General features: G+C 60.8%; 14 protein-coding genes, 1 pseudogene and 1 riboswitch. All 15 genes and pseudogenes read right to left on the minus strand.

Annotation, left to right across the window (positions count from 1 at the left end; all coding sequences use genetic code 11):
- Positions 1–96 precede the first annotated feature (96 nt).
- The 15 genes and pseudogenes from ribD to lepB all read right to left on the minus strand — a co-directional run bounded on the left by ribD (position 97) and on the right by lepB (position 16733).
- A complete protein-coding gene (gene ribD / locus D8M23_RS03950) occupies positions 97–1347 on the minus strand; it encodes a bifunctional diaminohydroxyphosphoribosylaminopyrimidine deaminase/5-amino-6-(5-phosphoribosylamino)uracil reductase RibD (protein WP_126853770.1) in 1251 nt (416 codons plus the stop codon).
- Positions 1347–2066, minus strand: a complete 720-nt coding sequence (gene pnuC, locus D8M23_RS03955; RefSeq protein ID WP_126853771.1) for a nicotinamide riboside transporter PnuC — start codon at positions 2064–2066, stop codon at positions 1347–1349. Before pnuC ends, ribD begins: the two co-directional genes overlap by 1 nt.
- A 147-nt stretch (positions 2067–2213) precedes the next feature.
- Positions 2214–2352: riboswitch (FMN riboswitch) on the minus strand.
- A gap of 7 nt (positions 2353–2359) precedes the next feature.
- Positions 2360–4165 carry a YncE family protein gene (locus D8M23_RS03960; protein WP_126853772.1) on the minus strand — a complete coding sequence of 602 codons (1806 nt, stop codon included), beginning with the start codon at positions 4163–4165 and terminating at the stop codon, positions 2360–2362.
- A 391-nt stretch (positions 4166–4556) separates the two neighbouring features.
- A complete protein-coding gene (fabF, locus tag D8M23_RS03965; RefSeq protein WP_126853773.1) occupies positions 4557–5828 on the minus strand; it encodes a beta-ketoacyl-ACP synthase II in 1272 nt (423 codons plus the stop codon).
- 95 nt (positions 5829–5923) lie between these two features.
- Positions 5924–6166 carry an acyl carrier protein gene (locus D8M23_RS03970; RefSeq protein ID WP_006887911.1) on the minus strand — a complete coding sequence of 81 codons (243 nt, stop codon included), beginning with the start codon at positions 6164–6166 and terminating at the stop codon, positions 5924–5926.
- A gap of 232 nt (positions 6167–6398) precedes the next feature.
- The gene (locus D8M23_RS03975) at positions 6399–7424 is read right to left on the minus strand and encodes a beta-ketoacyl-ACP synthase III (protein WP_126853774.1); all 1026 of its coding nucleotides are present in this window, start codon (positions 7422–7424) and stop codon (positions 6399–6401) included.
- A 41-nt stretch (positions 7425–7465) separates the two neighbouring features.
- Positions 7466–8365 carry an ACP S-malonyltransferase gene (locus tag D8M23_RS03980; protein WP_126853775.1) on the minus strand — a complete coding sequence of 300 codons (900 nt, stop codon included), beginning with the start codon at positions 8363–8365 and terminating at the stop codon, positions 7466–7468.
- Between the two features lie 213 nt (positions 8366–8578).
- Positions 8579–9646: a tyrosine recombinase XerC gene (locus D8M23_RS03985; RefSeq protein WP_126853776.1), complete on the minus strand. Its 1068-nt coding sequence runs from the start codon at positions 9644–9646 to the stop codon at positions 8579–8581.
- A 145-nt stretch (positions 9647–9791) separates the two neighbouring features.
- Entirely contained in the window at positions 9792–11345 is a 1554-nt protein-coding gene (gene dprA, locus D8M23_RS03990) for a DNA-processing protein DprA (protein WP_126853777.1), read from the minus strand.
- A gap of 62 nt (positions 11346–11407) precedes the next feature.
- On the minus strand, positions 11408–12949 hold the full coding sequence (locus D8M23_RS03995) for a YifB family Mg chelatase-like AAA ATPase (RefSeq protein ID WP_037286518.1): 1542 nt from the start codon (positions 12947–12949) through the stop codon (positions 11408–11410).
- On the minus strand, positions 12949–13380 hold the full coding sequence (locus tag D8M23_RS04000; protein WP_174234603.1) for a YraN family protein: 432 nt from the start codon (positions 13378–13380) through the stop codon (positions 12949–12951). The genes D8M23_RS03995 and D8M23_RS04000 overlap by 1 nt, the downstream gene beginning before the upstream one ends.
- A complete protein-coding gene (locus D8M23_RS11815) occupies positions 13325–13534 on the minus strand; it encodes a hypothetical protein (RefSeq protein WP_174234604.1) in 210 nt (69 codons plus the stop codon). Before D8M23_RS11815 ends, D8M23_RS04000 begins: the two co-directional genes overlap by 56 nt.
- A 354-nt stretch (positions 13535–13888) precedes the next feature.
- Positions 13889–14191: pseudogene (locus D8M23_RS04005) on the minus strand (DUF2469 domain-containing protein); the annotation flags it as partial.
- The gene (locus tag D8M23_RS04010; RefSeq protein WP_126853779.1) at positions 14181–14972 is read right to left on the minus strand and encodes a ribonuclease HII; all 792 of its coding nucleotides are present in this window, start codon (positions 14970–14972) and stop codon (positions 14181–14183) included. The gene D8M23_RS04010 and the pseudogene D8M23_RS04005, both read right to left, overlap by 11 nt.
- 9 nt (positions 14973–14981) lie before the next feature.
- On the minus strand, positions 14982–16733 hold the full coding sequence (lepB, locus tag D8M23_RS12095) for a signal peptidase I (protein ID WP_238693751.1): 1752 nt from the start codon (positions 16731–16733) through the stop codon (positions 14982–14984).
- Positions 16734–16805: the final 72 nt, after the last annotated feature.

Consider the following 16805-nt stretch of genomic DNA (forward strand, 5'->3'; position numbering starts at 1 on the left):
TGGCACCCAATCCATTCTAACGGCGCACACGCGCCGGTTTATTCCCGTTCCGGCTAACTTTTCACTCTGCGGATGCGCCCTCTTATGATGCAGCCCTCACCCGTCCTCGCGGGGCTCGGGGGCGTAGCACTCTGTGCACCGTTCCAGTACCCGCCTGGCCCCGGGGTTCTGGTAGTCGCCGCGCGGAACCGGAACCAGGTGAGTTGCGGTATCTGCCCCCAGCACCCGCACAGCCGGGAACATCCCCAGATCGTCCAGGTGCAGCCGTGGGGCGTTGGCCAGGGTGCCGGTGCTAAGACGGTACACGGCGCTTTTGCCGTGCCCCAGCAGCAGGGGCGCGCGGTACCAGATCATCTCATCAACCAGGTCTTCACCCGCGAATAACCCCACCATGCCGGGGCCGCCTTCAATCATAAGGTGCCGCACCCCGCGATCGTACAGGGTGCTCAGCAGTTCAAACGGGTCGTGGGTGAACACCTGCAAAAACCGGTCAGGGTCCGGGTCGTACGGGCCTTCTGCTGCAAGTCCGCGAATACGGTAGGATTCAGGGATTTCGCGTCGGCCCATCACCACCCGCAGAGGCTGCTTCGTAAAACGGCTCCCGTCGCTGCGGCGGGCATCCAAGGAAGGGTCGTCCATAAGGGCGGTGCGGGTCCCGATCATGACCGCATCGGCACGGTGGCGCACCAGGTGCCCATCAATGCGGGCGGCGGGGCCGGTAATCCATTTGCTGGTGCCATCAGCGGCAGCAATAAACCCATCCAGGGTGGAAGCCGATTTAGCCGTAATAAACGGGCGGCGCTCGGCGGCGGCAATAAACCAGCGCTCATTCAGCAGGTACGAGTCAGCTGAAAACCCTTCCATCAGCTGCGCATCCACACCATTATTGCGCAGATGCGCCGCTCCCCCGGCGGCGAAGGTAGTATCGGGGTAAGCGTAGCGCACACGCCGCACCCCTGCGGCCACAATCGCGTGTGAACAGGGCCCGGTGCGCCCGGTGTGGTTGCACGGCTCAAGGCTCACATACATACTTGCACCCCTCAGATCGGTACCTGCCGCCCGTGCCTGCGCCAGTGCATCCGCTTCAGCGTGAGGGGTACCTGCCCCGCGGTGCCAGCCCACATACAGCACCCGCCCGTCCGTGCCCGTAATAACCGCACCCACCAACGGGTTCGCCCCGCGAATACCGCACCATGCAGCGTCTAACGCCAAACGCATCGCCTGCTCATCGGTGAGGGGCCCATCCGGGATGCTGAACGTGTACGGGGAGGGTACGCCGTCCACATGCCCGTACTCCGCAGCGGAATAGTCAAGATCATTCACCGGAGTGTGCGTTACCGAAACCATTATTTACTCGCCTCCACCTTGACCGTAATATCCGGGAACTGCGTTTGCACACGAGTACGCTGCGTTTCCCGGTTGCGGGTGCGCCACCACACAAAAAACCCGACAAGGGTGAAACACCCATAAAACACGTACATGAGCGAGGTGGCGTAATACCCGGCGCCCCACAACAGCGGCACACCCACCAGGTCTACAGCCACCCAGATGAGCCAGAATTCAACCCAGCCGCGTGCCATACCGTAGGTTGCCAGCAGCGAACCGGTAAAAATCCAGGCGTCAGACCACACCGGCTCATACGAGCCCATTGCCCGAAATACCGGGGTGAGACCCACAGTCCCTGCGGCCATCACAGTGATTAGTCCCGCCCGTTCCCACCCGGAGGCCCACTGCGGTATGACCGCCGTACCTTGAGCGTGTGCACCTTCTGTTACGCGGGTTTGCCGCCACCGGTACCAGCCCCACACCGATACGGTGATGAACATGAGCTGCCGTCCCGCCTGGCCCAGCATGTTCACGGGGTTAGGGCTGCCAAAAAACGCCCCCATAAAAACGGTGAATAGCAGCAGGTTACCGATAATACCCACCGGCCACGCCCACACTTTACGCCGCATCCCGCCCAGCGCCGATGCCAGGCCAAACGCGTTACCGAGAACTTCGCGCACCAGCAGGGACTGGTTCCCCACATGGAACTGTGCGTCGAAGAGCCACCGCAGAAATTCCATTTTCTCCCTTTCGAGCTGCAGATCGCGGCGGCCCCGGGGAGAACAAAAACATGCCCCGACCGAGCCTTTACTGCTCGACGGTACCGGATACGCACAGCACTGCCGCCGAGCCGGGCGGCGAGTGTGGGCGCGTCCTCCACTATTTTTGCTCGTGCTGCCTACCATCCAGACTGTACTGTCGGCACCGGAATTTCACCGGTTCGGCCGCACCATGCCTTCTCACAGCAGGTGCGGTTCGCGGACTATCACCGCCGGTTCGGAATTTCACCGACCCCGGAGCACGATTGAACGCCTCAATTATCGCACACCTGAACGCGAGGATTCTCACGGTGCCCGCCCGCAGCCGGGTACCCTGCGAACGGGGTCACGGTGGGGTGCGTATCCGGCTGCTCGCAGGCAACGCATTCGCGAACCGTCTGCTCCTGAGGATATTCGGCTACGCGCACCGTGACGGACACGGACCGCCCCGGCTCGGTGGCGGATTCGATGGTGATGGTGTGTTCCTGACCGGGCTTCCAGGCCATAGGAACCCGAAAATCGGTGATGAAGTACGTATCAAGGGCCAGCTGTTTTGCTTGGAACTCGCGCACTATGTCACCGTCAGCCTTCACCCTCAGCTGGGCGGGGATTTTAAGGGCCGGGAAGGTAGGCGGCAGATCCGGGTGGCGTTTCTCGCCAGCAGCCCAGCCGAGCCCCGAAATTTCCACGGTCTGCCCGGGTACCACCACTGCGGGCATCCCCACCGTGGAGCCGTCGCCGCTGGTTCCCGTCGCCAGGGGTATCACGCGGTGAGAGCGCACCGTCCCGGGTTTCGTCCCGGTATCCTGCACCGAGATTTTTGTGAGGCTATCGGCGTCAATACGGGTCTGTTCCCCCGAATGGGTATCAACGGACGAGGGCACGAACTCGCCAGTGAGCGCATCAATATGAAAATCGACCGTGACGCCCCTATGATCACCCGCCTTATCGAGCACCACCACAGAGCCATCCGGCAGCAGGGTCAGGTGGTTAATTTTTGCCGAGGCCACCCGCACCTGCCCGACCACGATACCGGCGCACGCATCAATCACCGCAACCGTCCCACCACTGGGCTCTGTGGCGTGGGCCGCACCGAAATCCCCCAGGTAGATCAGGTGCCGCTTCTCATCAATCACCATATCGGTGGGGGTCACCCCGTACCGGATAAAATGCTTCAGCTCGCCGGTGGTCTTATCCAGCACGTGCACCCCGGTGTTCTTCCCCTCATACCCCTGCGTTGACACATATATTTCGTTCAGGGCGTGGTCTGTCACCACACCGTGCACTTTTACCCGCCCAAAATGCGTAACGTCCCCCGCCGGTACGGGTAGGGTGCGCACCACCGTATGGCTGGTGGGGTCTACCTCATACACCTGATCCAGGTAGTAGTCCCCCATGTAGAGATTCCCGCTGTGAGTATCCCGATCGATTGTCATCGGGTGCGAGAGCACACCGGGTGCCGGGTCTACTTTCTGAACCTCAAAGGTGGCGGTGTCAATCACCCAGAAACCGCCCATCCCGGTCACGAACGCTTTGCCGTTAGCCGCATCCACATACACCTCACGGGGGTGCTTAATATCCTGCTCAAACAGCCCCTTCGCGGGGTCGTAGCTAGTCCATACCGGTTGCAGGGTGCCCTGCTCTAAGGCGTCCTGGCGGTACACGGTCACGGCATAGGAGCTGGCGTCGCTCACCCAGATGGTGCCGTGCTCATCATCAATATCAATACCGAAGGCACCCCGGAACTGGTACTGCCCCGCAAGTTCGGCGCGGATCTCTTCGGTGACCGGCATTTTAGCGGTCGCCTCAATCTGCAGCGTCTGCGGGTTTACGCGGGCGATAGTGGCCACGGTCGAACCGTGGGCGGGGGTGAAATTAAAGATGCTGCTCACATACAGCTTATGAGTCTTTGCCGAGTATGCGGCCAAATACTGCCCGGGCAGCCCCTGGGTCTGCTGGGCGTGCACCCGCACCGAACGGTACGAGCATGCTGCGGCAGCGAAGTGCTCATCGGGAGTCTCAAACCCGCTCGAATATTCAGCGGGGGCGGATGCTTCGGAGGAGGCAGTGGGCAGCGGCATGGTGTTTATCCTCAGCGTATTCGGGCACTATCACCGGTGGGTGCCCTCGACTACAGTCGGGGTTCCTCAGCGCTGTGACCTTCTCAGCGCAATGGTGATTTCTCAGTGCGGTGATAATTTTTCAGTGCAATGGTAGTTCTTCACCCTACCAGCACGCACCCGCCCGGCACCAGACATTCCCCGAAGATTATTACCCCGTATAGTGCGGCAACAGGCCGCAAACAACAGAACAAGGTGCGCGGCTGCCCCGCCAAACGGCAGGGAAACCGCGCACCATTACATTCGTAGTGTAAGAATATCTCCGCGTACCAGAGGCACACTGGCGCTAGAACTTCTCGGCGGGTGCACACGGCTGCCCGCGTTTACCGGTCCGCACCAGGACTATCCCCGGTTAGTTTTCGACCGAACGGAACGCCACCACAGCGTTATGTCCGCCAAACCCGAAAGAATTCGACAGGCCCACGATCTCACCTGCGGGAAGATCCCTGGCGTCGGTCACCACATCCAGGTCGATCTGCGGATCCTTATTCTCCAGGTTAATCGTGCAGGGCGCCTTGCGGTGGTGCAGGGCCAGCACAGTCAGCACTGCCTCCAGCGCGCCCGCTCCGCCCAGCAGATGCCCGGTCATTGACTTCGTGGCCGAGACCGCAATGTTCTTCGTATGTTCCCCAAACGCCGCGTGCATTGCCGTGGCTTCGGGAAGGTCACCGGCCGGTGTTGAGGTCGCGTGCGCATTAATATGCACCACAGACTGCGGGTCGATCTGCCCATCCTCAAGAGCCTCCCGCAGGGCACGAGTAGCCCCCAAAGCATCCGGGTCCGGGGCGGTAATATGGTACGAGTCAGCTGAGACGCCGGTACCTGCCAATTCCGCATATACCCGAGCGCCACGCGCCTGAGCGTGCTCCTGTGACTCCAGCACCATTGCCGCCGCGCCCTCACCCATGACGAACCCGTCACGGTCTGTATCGTAAGGACGGGATGCCTTCTGCGGCTCATCATTGCGGGAAGAAAGCGCCTGCATTTTAGCGAATGCTGCCATCGGCAGCGGGTGAATAGCGGCCTCAGAGCCGCCCACCACCACAACGTCGGCCTTACCGGTGCGGATCATCTCAACGCCCAGCTCCATGGCCTCCGTCGACGACGCACACGCCGACACCACGGTCTGCGCCGCCGCGCGAGCCTTCAAACTCATGGAAACCGCTGCGGCATTCCCGTTGGGCATGAGCATCGGCACGGTCATCGGCAGCACACGACGCGGCCCTTTCTCCCGCAGGGTATCCCATGCATCCAGCAGAGTCCACACGCCACCGATACCGGTGCCGAAAGCAACACCGGTGCGCACAGGATCTGTTTCCTTAGCAGATTCGGCGTCAGGGCCGGAGAACCCGGCGTCTTCCCACGCCTCACGTGCAGCAATGAGGGCGAGCTGCCCCGAAGGGTCAAGGCGTTTCGCCTCAACCTTACTCAGCCTCTCGGACTCCTGCGCGGGAACAGCCACACGGCCTGCAATGTAGACCGGAAGATCATATTCTTCAACCCAGGGCTCGTCGATCGTCGTAATACCCGAAACACCTTTAAGGGCGTTCGCCCAAGTGGTGGGGACGTCGCCGCCAATGGGGGTGGTCGCGCCGAGGCCGGTCACCAGCACTTTTCGAGACATCTTCACACTTTCTTCATGTATATCGGTGGGTGAGAGAAATAAACGTATGGGCGCGGTGCGTGTGCGGCCCGCGCCCATCGCCTGCAGTTTCTGTTTTAGGAGGCGTTCTCGATAAACTCGACAGCGTCACCAACGGTCTTAAGGTTCTTCACCTCTTCGTCCGGGATGGTCACCTCGAACTTCTCCTCGGCGTTCACAACGATAGTCATCATTGAGATGGAGTCGATGTCCAAGTCCTCGGTAAAGGACTTATCCAGCTGAACGTCCTCAACCTCAACGCCGGTCTCTTCGTTCACGATTTCTGCCAGACCAGCAAGGATCTCTTCTTTGTTAGCCATTGAGGGGCTCCTTTATTGTTCAACACGGCCGCAAGACCGCTTTTCCCTGGCACGCCCAACAGGCGCACACATACTACATGAGTTTATCGTGTCTGTGCGCTCAATGCACACGATAAACCCGGTGTTTTCCCGAAAATCCTGGCCGCCGCACACGGGGCGTCCAGAACACGGAAAGTTTTAGGTTCACCGCCCTCACCGCACCGTTTCCGGCCCAGCCTCACAGCGGCACAGTCTACGGTAAGACAACCACCTGAGCAGCAAACGCCAAACCGGCACCAAAGCCGATCTGCAAAGCAAATTTACCCGACAGCTCAGGGTTTTCCCGCAGCAGACGGTGCGCCGCCAACGGCACAGACGCCGCAGAGGTATTCCCCGCATCCGCAATATCTCGGGCAATAGCCACGCTCTCGGGAAGCTTCAGCGTCTTCGCCATCTGGTCGATAATACGCGCATTCGCCTGATGCGGGATAAGCGCCCCCAGCTCGTCGGCGGTAATACCCGCAGCCTCAAGGGCCTGCTGGGCAACCTTCGCCATCTCCCACACCGCCCAGCGGAACACCGACGGCCCATCCTGGCGCAGCGTGGGCCAAATCTTCTCATCCTCACCCACGGGGTTCTGCACAAAATCACGGTTACGGATATCCAGCAAAGAGTGTGTCATCCCCACGGTTCCCCACCGGGAGCCGTCAGAGCCCCACACGGTCGGGGCGATCCCCGGCTCATCCGAAACGCCCACAACCGCTGCGCCCGCGCCGTCACCCAGCAGGAACGAAATGGAGCGCTCGGTATTATCAATAAAATCGGACAGCTTCTCCACGCCAATCACCATCACATACTGCGCCGCGCCCGAACGCACCAACGCGTCCGCCTGCGCGATCCCGTAGCAGAAACCGGCGCACGCCGCCGAAATATCGTAGGCGGGGCATTTTGACCCGATCTCCTCCGCAACCAAAGTCGCCAAAGAAGGAGTCGCGTAGGGGTGCGAGATGGTTGAGACAATCACCGCACCAATATCCGCGCCGTCAACCCCCGCAGCGGCGAGCGCATCGTGTGCGGAGCCGAACGCCAAATCCGCCACAGACTGGTTCTCGCTCGCACGGTGACGGGTTGAGATACCGGTGCGCTGGGTAATCCACTCGTCCGAAGAGTTAATGGCCTCAACAATGTCGTTATTGTGTACCAGCACCTCGCCGCGGGCGGCACCGTAGCCGAGGATGCGGGAGTAGCGGTTCATCTCGTTCTGTTTGAGAGTAGTCAAAAGAGGTTTTCCTTCACGTCCTATGTGGTAGCAACCGGCATCTAAGCGGTAACGGCTTCAAGATCTTCAGGGGTGTTCACCGCTGCCGACGGTACCCCGCGCATGGCTCGTTTAGCAAGACCCACCAGGGTGCCAGCGGGAGCCACCTCAATAATACTGTCTACCTCGGCGGCCATGAGCGTGCTCATGCACCGGTCCCAGCGCACGGGACTGGTGACCTGCGAAACAAGGCTATCTACAAATTCCCGGCCCGTGCTAATGCGCTCGCCGTCACGGTTGCTCAGCAGCTCGTAGGCGGGATCGTTCACGGTCAGCTCTGCGGCGAAAGCGGCTAGCGGCTCCACGGCGGGGGCCATCGCCTGGGTGTGGAATGCGCCTGCTACTTTCAGCGGGATCACACGGGTTCGGGCGGGCGGGTTGGCGGCGAATACCTCAATAGCTTCAAGGGGGCCTGCAGCGACGATCTGCCCCGCCCCGTTAGAGTTGGCGGCTACCAGCGCAGCCTCATCAATAGCTTGCCGCACATCCTGCTCAACACCGCCAAGCACCGCAGCCATACCGGTGGGTGATGCGGCGGCGGCCTGCGCCATGCCGGTGGCTCGCACCCGCACAAAACGCATGGCGTCTTCTTCGGTGAGCACGCCCGCCAGCGCGGCGGCGGTAATTTCACCTACGGAATGCCCGGCGAGAATGAGCTTGGACTCGCCCAGCTTCTGCAGAACTTTGCGCCCGGTAACAATACCTGCAGCAACAATGAGCGGCTGCGCGATGGCGGTGTCTTTAATGGTTTCTTCTTCGGCTTCAGTGCCGTAGTGGATCAGGTCAATACCCGCCGCATCAGAGAGCCGCTGCAGATGCTCACGCACCCCGTCTATTTCGAGCCAGGGGCTCAAAAAGCTCTTCTTCTGGGAGCCCTGACCGGGGCATACGAGTGCACGCATCGCTCGCCTCTCTGTCTTTGTGTCATATCAGTCTGCGGCGCCTTGTAATGGTACGCCTGGGTAAGTGTTCGCATACTATGCTACCGCGCGTTCAGCCTGCGCATAAACTTCCGGGATGGTTTTACAGGGTTTTCCGGCAGAATATTTTACCCGCAGCACATATTTTTAGACTCCGGGTCTAAAGGACGGGACTGGTTTGTGATGCGAGGCAGCTCAGGCGCGGGGGTGCGCCCGGGCGTAGGTTTCGGCCAGCCGTTTCATGGAGACGTGAGTGTAGATCTGTGTGGTGGCAAGTGAGGAATGCCCCAATAGTTCCTGCACGGTGCGGATATCGGCGCCGCCATCAACCAGGTGCGTTGCCGCGGAATGACGCAGCACGTGCGCACCGGAAGCTTCAGAATTCTCAAGGGTGCGCAATAACCGGCTGAGGTCTTCACGCACCTGCCGGGGGTTGGCGCGCCGCCCCCGCGGGCCAATGAAGAGGGCGGTTACATTACGGGACCCTTCAGGAATCCACTGGGGCCGCCCGTGCGCCACCCACCTATTGAGTGCTTTCATCGCCGGAACACCCAGCGGCACGATGCGTTCCTTATTGCCTTTGCCAAGCACCCGCACCGTCCTATTGGCTCGATCCACACTGTGCAGGTCAAGCCCCGTCAGCTCCGAGATACGCATCCCAGAGGCGTACAGCACCTCAACCACAGCCCACAGGCGCAGCAGACGGGCATCAGTGGGGTTTTGGCGGTGCCGCTGCTGCAGCTCGTCCAGCAGCTGGTTCATTTGTGCCTGAGACAGCACGGACGGCAGGTGACGGTCACGTTTTGGGGTGCTCATCCCGCGGGTGGGGTTATCAATAATCAGTTCTTCATCCTGCGCCCAGGTGAAGAAGGTGCGCAGGGTTGAGCCGCGCCGGGCCACCGTGGCTTTGGAGTTCTGCCTCAGGTGCATCGCTCCCAGCCATTCGCGGATCAGCGTAATGTCAATAGCTTCGAGCGTGCTCACGCCCCGCCGCGCAGCGAACCCTAAAAACCCTTCAAGATCGGAAATGTAGGAGCGCACGGTCTGCTCAGAGCGGTGCTTCTCATAGCGCAGGTAGCGTTCAAACTGTTGCAGATGGGGGCGGTACACCTCAAGGGTGGGGGCGGATGCACCCGGCACCGGCGAACCGGGCGCAACACCGGGGGTTTGGAGCAGGTGAGGAAGGCGCCTGGTGGTCAGAAGCAAGGTGGTGCTGTCCCGAAGCGCGCCGGAACCGGTTGGTGAACCCTGGTTACCGTCCATATGCTCCCCTCATGGTTTAGCCGACTAGATGCGGGGCCTTACTTCTTCTCACCCACACAACGCCCCCAATGGTGCGGTATGAAGGGGGCTAAAACGGCTGGCCCCACTGCTTTCCCCATTGTAGCCGCCGCACACCAGAGGGAGGTTATGCGGCGGTTTTAAGGCGTACCTTCCGCCACCCCTGCCCGTTACTCTGGGCAAGACCCAAACGGTCGAGTGCCCCCAACTGCAGCATGACCGTGCGGGCATCCAACCCAACCCGCACCGCAATATCGTCCACAGTACGGTAGGCGGTGACCGCCAGCGAATCCCACAGCCTGTTCTGTGCCTCAGTGAGAGAATCTGTCGGATACTGCACGCCAGCGTCTTGGGCAGCCTCTTCACGTTCAGCGTCGAACCCGGCCCCGGCCTCAAGCAGGTCTTGCGCTTCGGTGAGGATCTGCGCGTGGGCATCTCTTATGAGCCGGTTACACCCCACCGAGTTCGGGGCGTCAATCTGCCCCGGCACAGCCCACACCTGCCGCCCTATTTCCAGGGCGTGATGCGCCGTGTTGAGCGCACCCGAACGCCACCGGGCCTCAGCAACCACAGTGTGCGCCGCTAACGCCGCGATCAGCCGGTTACGTTCCAAAAACCGCCACCGTGTGGGGGTGTTGCCAATCGAAACCTCGCTAAGTACCAGGGCGTCGCGGGCAATCACTTGCAGGGTGGCTGTGTTCTGCGCCGGATAAAAATGATCAAGTCCACCAGCCATGAGAGCAACAGTGGGCAGCTTCCCCGTGCCAGCCCCCAAAGCTGCACGGTGCGCGGCAATATCAACGCCGTATGCGCCTCCCGAAATAATAATGCACCCGTGCTCGGCAAGTTCAGAGCTCAGATGCGCGGTAACCGCCTGCCCATACTGGGTGGCGTCCCGTGAACCCACCAGGGCGACACTGCTGTGATGATGATCCGCCAGCACCCGCAGCTTACTGCGTTCCCCCTTGCCCCACAGGCCGTAAGGGGCCGCAGGCCCCAAATCGTCAAGAGAACGAGGGTAGTCATCGTCTTCAGGGATCGCCAGCCACGCACCGCACGCAAGCGCCAGTTCGTATTCGCGAACCGGGTTCAAAGCACGCCGAGCCCAACGTTTGCTGCGGGCCGCGAGCGCTTTCTCAAGCTCTTCGCGGGTTGTTTCGTGTTCTCCCGGGCGGTACCCGGGTGAACGCTGCATCAGAATGGCGTGCAGTACCGGGTCGGGTTCACCGTTTTCCCACACACTATGCGGAATGCGGCCTCCGCTGGCGAGCACATGGGCGGTAAAGGCTGGGCCGAAGGCGGTAAGCGCCTGCGCCACAATGTTATCGGCTGGTTCCGCTAGACGCATCATGAGCGCCCTGCACAGGCGCAGGTACTCAATCCCCTGTGTTTCAAGGGCTTCGGCGGGAAGGTGCGGGTCGAAGAGCTGCGGGGGTTCGGCCTCAGCCTGCGGGTTGAGCGCCCAGCGCCAGGGGGCCTCCTGTGCCCCGTCGGGGATGCGCCGCCCGCCCAGTTCTTGGAGCAGCCTCCGCCGGTGCGCACGGAGGCGCGTGAGGGCGGTGGTATCAAGACCGGAAATGTTCAGGGCTGGTTCTTGCGGTGCTGGTACACCGGTGGAGGGTTGCGTCTCAGTACTGTGGTCACGGTTTTTCTGCTGAACCACACGGTTATTTTTATGCATTTTTCGTCCTTTCCGAAGAATAACTATCTGACTGCTGACCTGCGTTATGCCCTGCTGGGCCCCTAGATTGTCCCGCTGCCCTGCTGCCGCAGGAACAGTGCAAGCTCCATATGCTCACGCTGGGGGCTGACGGTTCCGTCAAGGTCGCTCAGTGTCCATGCGGTACGCAGCACCCGGTCGTACCCCCTGGCCGTGAGCACACCCCGATCAACTGCCCGGTTAAGCTCTCGGGTGAGTGGGGCATCCAGTCGCAGAGGACCGCGCAGAATCTTCCCGTTTGCTTCAGCGTTCACCCGCAGCCCGAAACGGCCCAGGCGTTCGCGTTGGGCGGCTCGGGCGGTCATCACTCGCTCCCTGATGAGGGCCGACGCCTCACCGCGCTCGCCGCTGGCCAGTTCCGCTGAAGAGACTTTGGGTACTGACAGGTTCAGGTCAATGCGGTCCAGCAGCGGGCCTGAGAGTTTCCCGAAGTAGCCTCGCCGTTCACGCGGGGTGCAGGTGCACTCGGTTCCGGTTCCTACGTTCATACCGCATGGGCAGGGGTTCGCGGCAAGTATCAGCTGAAACCGTGCCGGGTAGGTGGCTGAGGCTGCTGAACGGTCGAGCACGATCTCACCGTTCTCTAGCGGCTGGCGTAGCGAGTCGAGTACGGTGCGTTTAAATTCCGGCGCCTCATCCAAAAACAGCACGCCGCGGTGGGCTTTTGAGACGCATCCGGGGCGGGGAATGCCGCTGCCTCCCCCAAGGATCGCCGGGGCGGAGGCGCTGTGGTGTGGTGCCTCAAACGGTGGGGTGCGTACCAGTTCGCGCAGTGGTGTGCCGCCTGCGGTGAGAGAACGGATGGCGGTTACTTCCATGGCTGCGTCATCATCAAGTGGCGGCAGGATGCTCGGCAGCCGTTCTGCGAGCATGGTCTTTCCAGACCCGGGTGGCCCTGTAAAGAGCAGGTGGTGCCCTCCAGCGGCGGCGATTTCGAGGGCGAATCTCCCTTGGGCTTGCCCGGCAACGTCCGACATATCTGAGGGGATACCGTGTTCGGGGATTTCGGCGGTGGGTTGCTCCCGCACGCTCTCGGGCGGGTATTTGAGGTTCTCAGCTGAGGCGCCCAGGGCCACAAATATTTCGGCGAGGCACCTGAACCCGCTGACCTGTATCCCGGGGATGAGTGCTGCCTCGTGCATGTTCTGGGCGGGTACCACTACCCGAGAGTGCCCGGCATCGGCGGCGGCTTTAACAGCGGGCAGTATGCCGGGTATGGGCCGGATCGACCCGTCTAGCCCGACTTCGCCAAGGAAAACGCAGTCACCGCTGGGTTTGAGTTTTTTCTCGGCTTGCAGGGCCGCTACCACCATCGCCACATCAAACCCGGAGCCTTTCTTAGGCAAGGTTGCGGGGGTGAGGTTAATGGTGAGTCGGTGTTGGGTGAGCCCAATCCCGGAGTTTTTGGCGGCTGAGCGCACCCGCTCTTTTGACTCGTTCAGCGCGGTATCCGGCAGCCCAAGGAGTACGAAAGACGGCAGGGCTGAGGAGACGTCCGCCTCTACTTCGACGATGTGCCCCCGCAGCCCCACAAGCGCCACGGAGTAGGTACGGGCGAACCCCATCATGCCACCCCCTTGAGGTGTTCGAAAGTGAACTGTTCGGGGGTTCCTAGTATGCTGACTGCGTCAATGCGGAAGTGCCCGAAGTCCAGGGTCTCGCGCTGGCGGCACCAGAGGATGGCAAGCTCACGGGTGCGGCGTGTCTTGTCTTTACCGATGGCTTCCAGGGGGTGCCCGAAGCCGCTGTCGGTGCGGGTTTTGATTTCTATGAAGACCAGTTCATCGTCGGGGTCGATAGCGATGGCGTCGATCTCGCCGTGGGCGCGTTCCCCTTCGTAGCCCGCGGGAAGACGCCAATTCCGGTCGAGCAGTCGGTACCCGTTGGTTTCGAGGATGCGCGCGGCAAGGTCTTCGCCCCAGCGGCCTACGGCGTGTGCCTTAGGCTGGCTGCGCGCGCAGGTAGCGGCGCGGGTGGGTTTCTTCGGGGGTGTCATGGTCTCTCTTTTCGTTGGCGTACTGGGGCAGGCCCGTTCGGTGTTGTGCACCGTGCGGGTACGTGTACTGTGCCTGAAGTACGCGGATATTCGCTAGAGAGACAGCGGGGTCTGTGGATAACTCACCCGGTGCGGGGCCAGATGTCGTATCCACAGGCGTTTTATGCTATTTCATGCTTCAAAATGTGGTTTAAGACTCTTATTGTGAAGAAATGTGACGTTTTCATGAGCGGCCCATTGCAGGCACCTCACACGGGCATAAAAAGTTTCGGGCAGACACCCGGTCTGCCCGAAACTTTCAAAGTATGTTTTTAAGCCAGCAGATGCTGCGGGCTTTCGAGTGCCCCTAGTACCCGTTGGAGTCGTGATATTACCCGTCAGTTTCGGGGCCGCGCCGCCGGGCATCGGAGGCGTCCTGCGGCTGCGCGTTACTTTCTGGCTGGCTCTCAGCCTCGCTCACCATACCGGTGTTTTCTGCCGCGTCAAAGAGTGTGCGCACCCCCATATCGGGGATTGAAAATTCCTGGTTCGGCAGGCGTTCTTCCACGTTCACGTCGTGCGTTGAGAGAACCCGTACGGTCTTCACAAACCGGTTGGTGCGGAACACATCCCACACCCACACGTCGCTCATGAGTACCTCAAAGTAGACGGTTCCATCGCTCACCCGGGGAATGACCTCAACATGGTTTGCCAGGTAGAAACGGCGGTCAGTATCAACCGCGTGGGTGAAAAGCGACATGACGTCGCGGTATTCCCGGTATAGCGCCAGTTGCGCATCGGTCTCGTAGTTTTCAAGTTCTTCAGCGCTCATTCTCGTTTACCCCGTTCTCGGCGTGACGCCGTTGATAAGCCATCCGTACCTGTTGTTCGTCTGCCGGTAGCGCCCACGTGAGCCTGTGCAGCGGGCTGGGTCCGTGCTCGCTAATAGCGGAGCGGTGTGCCGCAGACCCGTAGCCTTTATTATTCTCCCACCCGTATTCCGGGTAGCGGGCGGCAAGGTCGCGCATCAGCCCGTCTCGTTCCACTTTAGCTAATACAGATGCGGCCGCAATGGAGGCGCACCGGTAATCTCCCTTAATAATGGTGTGAACCGGCCCCTGCCAGGGCGTATTTCTGTGCCCCCACGCCTGCTGCAGAAGCTCTTCGTACCGCTGGTGCGCGGGATCCTGATGCCCGAAAAGGTCGGGGGCGGGGGCACTGAGCCAGTCGTGTTTACCGTCCAGGAGCACCACTTCAGGTGTTGTCCCCTCACGCCCTAAGCGCGCGAGTGCCCGCTGTGCCGCTAAACGCAGGGAAAGGGTCATGCCCAGTTCGTCAATCTCTGCGGGACTCACGTGCCCCACGGCGCTGAGGCACCACCGTCGGATCTCGGGCACCATTTTTTCTCGGCGCGCAGGTGAGAGGGCTTTGGAGTCGATCAGCCCCGCCACCTGCAGCTGCGCCTGGGCCCCAATAACGGCTACCCCAACGCTGAGGACACCGGCAAGAGAGCCGCGGCCTACTTCGTCCACCCCAGCCACAAGCTGGTAGCCGGCCGCGAACAGGTCATGTTCGTGCTCTAAAGTAGCGGCCGGTACCTGTGAGCCAGTCATGCCGCTGCCCTACTTGGAGGGTTCGGGCACTGATTTGAAAACATCGGACTGGTTCGTCATTAGGCCAACGCGGTTGATCGGCCAGGCGATAACGAACACGTTGCCCTGAATATCGCCGCGTTTGACGAATGCGTGCCCATCCCCAATGTGGTAGCGCGAGTCAGCGGAGTGGTCACGGTGATCACCCAGCACGAAGTATGAGTCGTTGGGAACAGTGACCGAGAACGGCACATCGGACGGGTTGGAGCCCGGGTGCAGGTAGGGCTCGCTGATTTCTACACCGTTCACCTTGATTTTGCCTTTCCCGTCACCTTCAACACGGTCACCGGGCTTACCGATGACGCGTTTAACGAGGTAATTTGAGGAGGTGTCCGGTAATATGCCCACGAATGTGAGGGCGTCATTAATGGGGTTGCTCTTCTTCTGGGCTGAGTCGATCCACCCTTGGGAGTCTTTGAACACCACCACGTCGCCACGGTTCGGGCTACCGAAATATGACCCGGCGGCGTTGATAAAGACCCGGTCGTTCACCTGCAGGGTGTTCTCCATCGACCCGGAGGGAATGTAGTAGCCGCGCACCAGGAACGTTTTAATGATGAACGCAATCACTAGCGCGTACACCACCACCATGGCCGATTCACGGAATGTGGTCCATGCCCACTCACCCATCCGGCCTTCTTCGCGAGCCTGTTTGAGGGTTAGTTCAGGCTTTTTGTCTTTCTTCTTGGACTTCTTGGTGCTGCGCTCGTCCTCATACTCATAGTCGTAATCGTCTGAGGAGTATGCCCCCGTCCCCAGGTGCTTAGGCCGCACGGGGTTTTCGTAGAGGGTCTGTTGCGGGGCCGTATTGCGGGATGCGGGACGCGTGGTGCGCGAAATAGAACGTGTATCGCGGGAGACAGGTTTCCGTGAGGGCCTGCTACGTTTCACGCGGTTAATGCTGACAGTGCGGTCCGGGTCTGTATCTGCTGCGGGCTCGGTGACGGACCCGTTGCTGTTGTTACCCTGCTGCGGCTCGTTGGGGGCGCTGTAGCCTGCGTCAAGAGCTTCTGAGCTCTGCTGGGGCGCATTTTCGCCCATAGTGCTGTACCCCAGGTAGCCGTTTTTGAGGAAGCTTTTTTTGAGTTTAAGGGGCTGTGTCTCAATAATGCCGGTCTGCGGCGCAGAGTCTGCACCCTGTGCCTTTTTGAGGCTATTGAGCCATTTGGAGGTGGCTACATGGGTTGAACCATCGGACTGCTCAGCGGTGTTAGCGGAGTCGTCATCACTTTCTGAGGCGTGGGTGCTGCGCTCAGTAAAAACATTTGATTTAGTGGGCGCGCTGACGTTATCCCAAAAGTTCGCTACGGGTTCTTGCGGTTTTTCCTGAGTTTCAGGGGTCTGCTGCTGAGGTTCTGGATCCGGCTGGGGCTGCGGGGTGTCCGCTTCAACGGGCTGTTCAGGGGCAGCATGGCGGCCGAACCTGAACCGCCGCGACGAGCCTGACTGTGCCGCTTGCGATGTTTCCGTCTCTTGGGTACGCGCGCTGCCTGATGCCCCCGTTACGTTGGCTGACTGAGACTCAGTTCCCGAAGCGTCGCTGGAGTACTTGGCGTGGCGGCCGAAACGCCTGCCGGAGGGCGCACCCGTAGCGTCAGCAGCGTTCTCGCTGTTCTGGGCGCGAACGGCTTTGCGGGACCGCTTCTCAAGTTCACGACGCTCACGGCGCGTGCGCGGCTGGTACTCCGCGTCCGTTCCCTGAGGCTCATTCTGTTCAGCCATGCCAAAGACCTTTCTGAGAGGACATATGGTTCACATGCCATTGTAAAGGGTGTTAACCACCGGGTAGACAAA

The organism is Rothia sp. HSID18067 (genome assembly GCF_003989445.1).
GTDB classification, from domain to species: domain Bacteria; phylum Actinomycetota; class Actinomycetes; order Actinomycetales; family Micrococcaceae; genus Rothia; species Rothia aeria.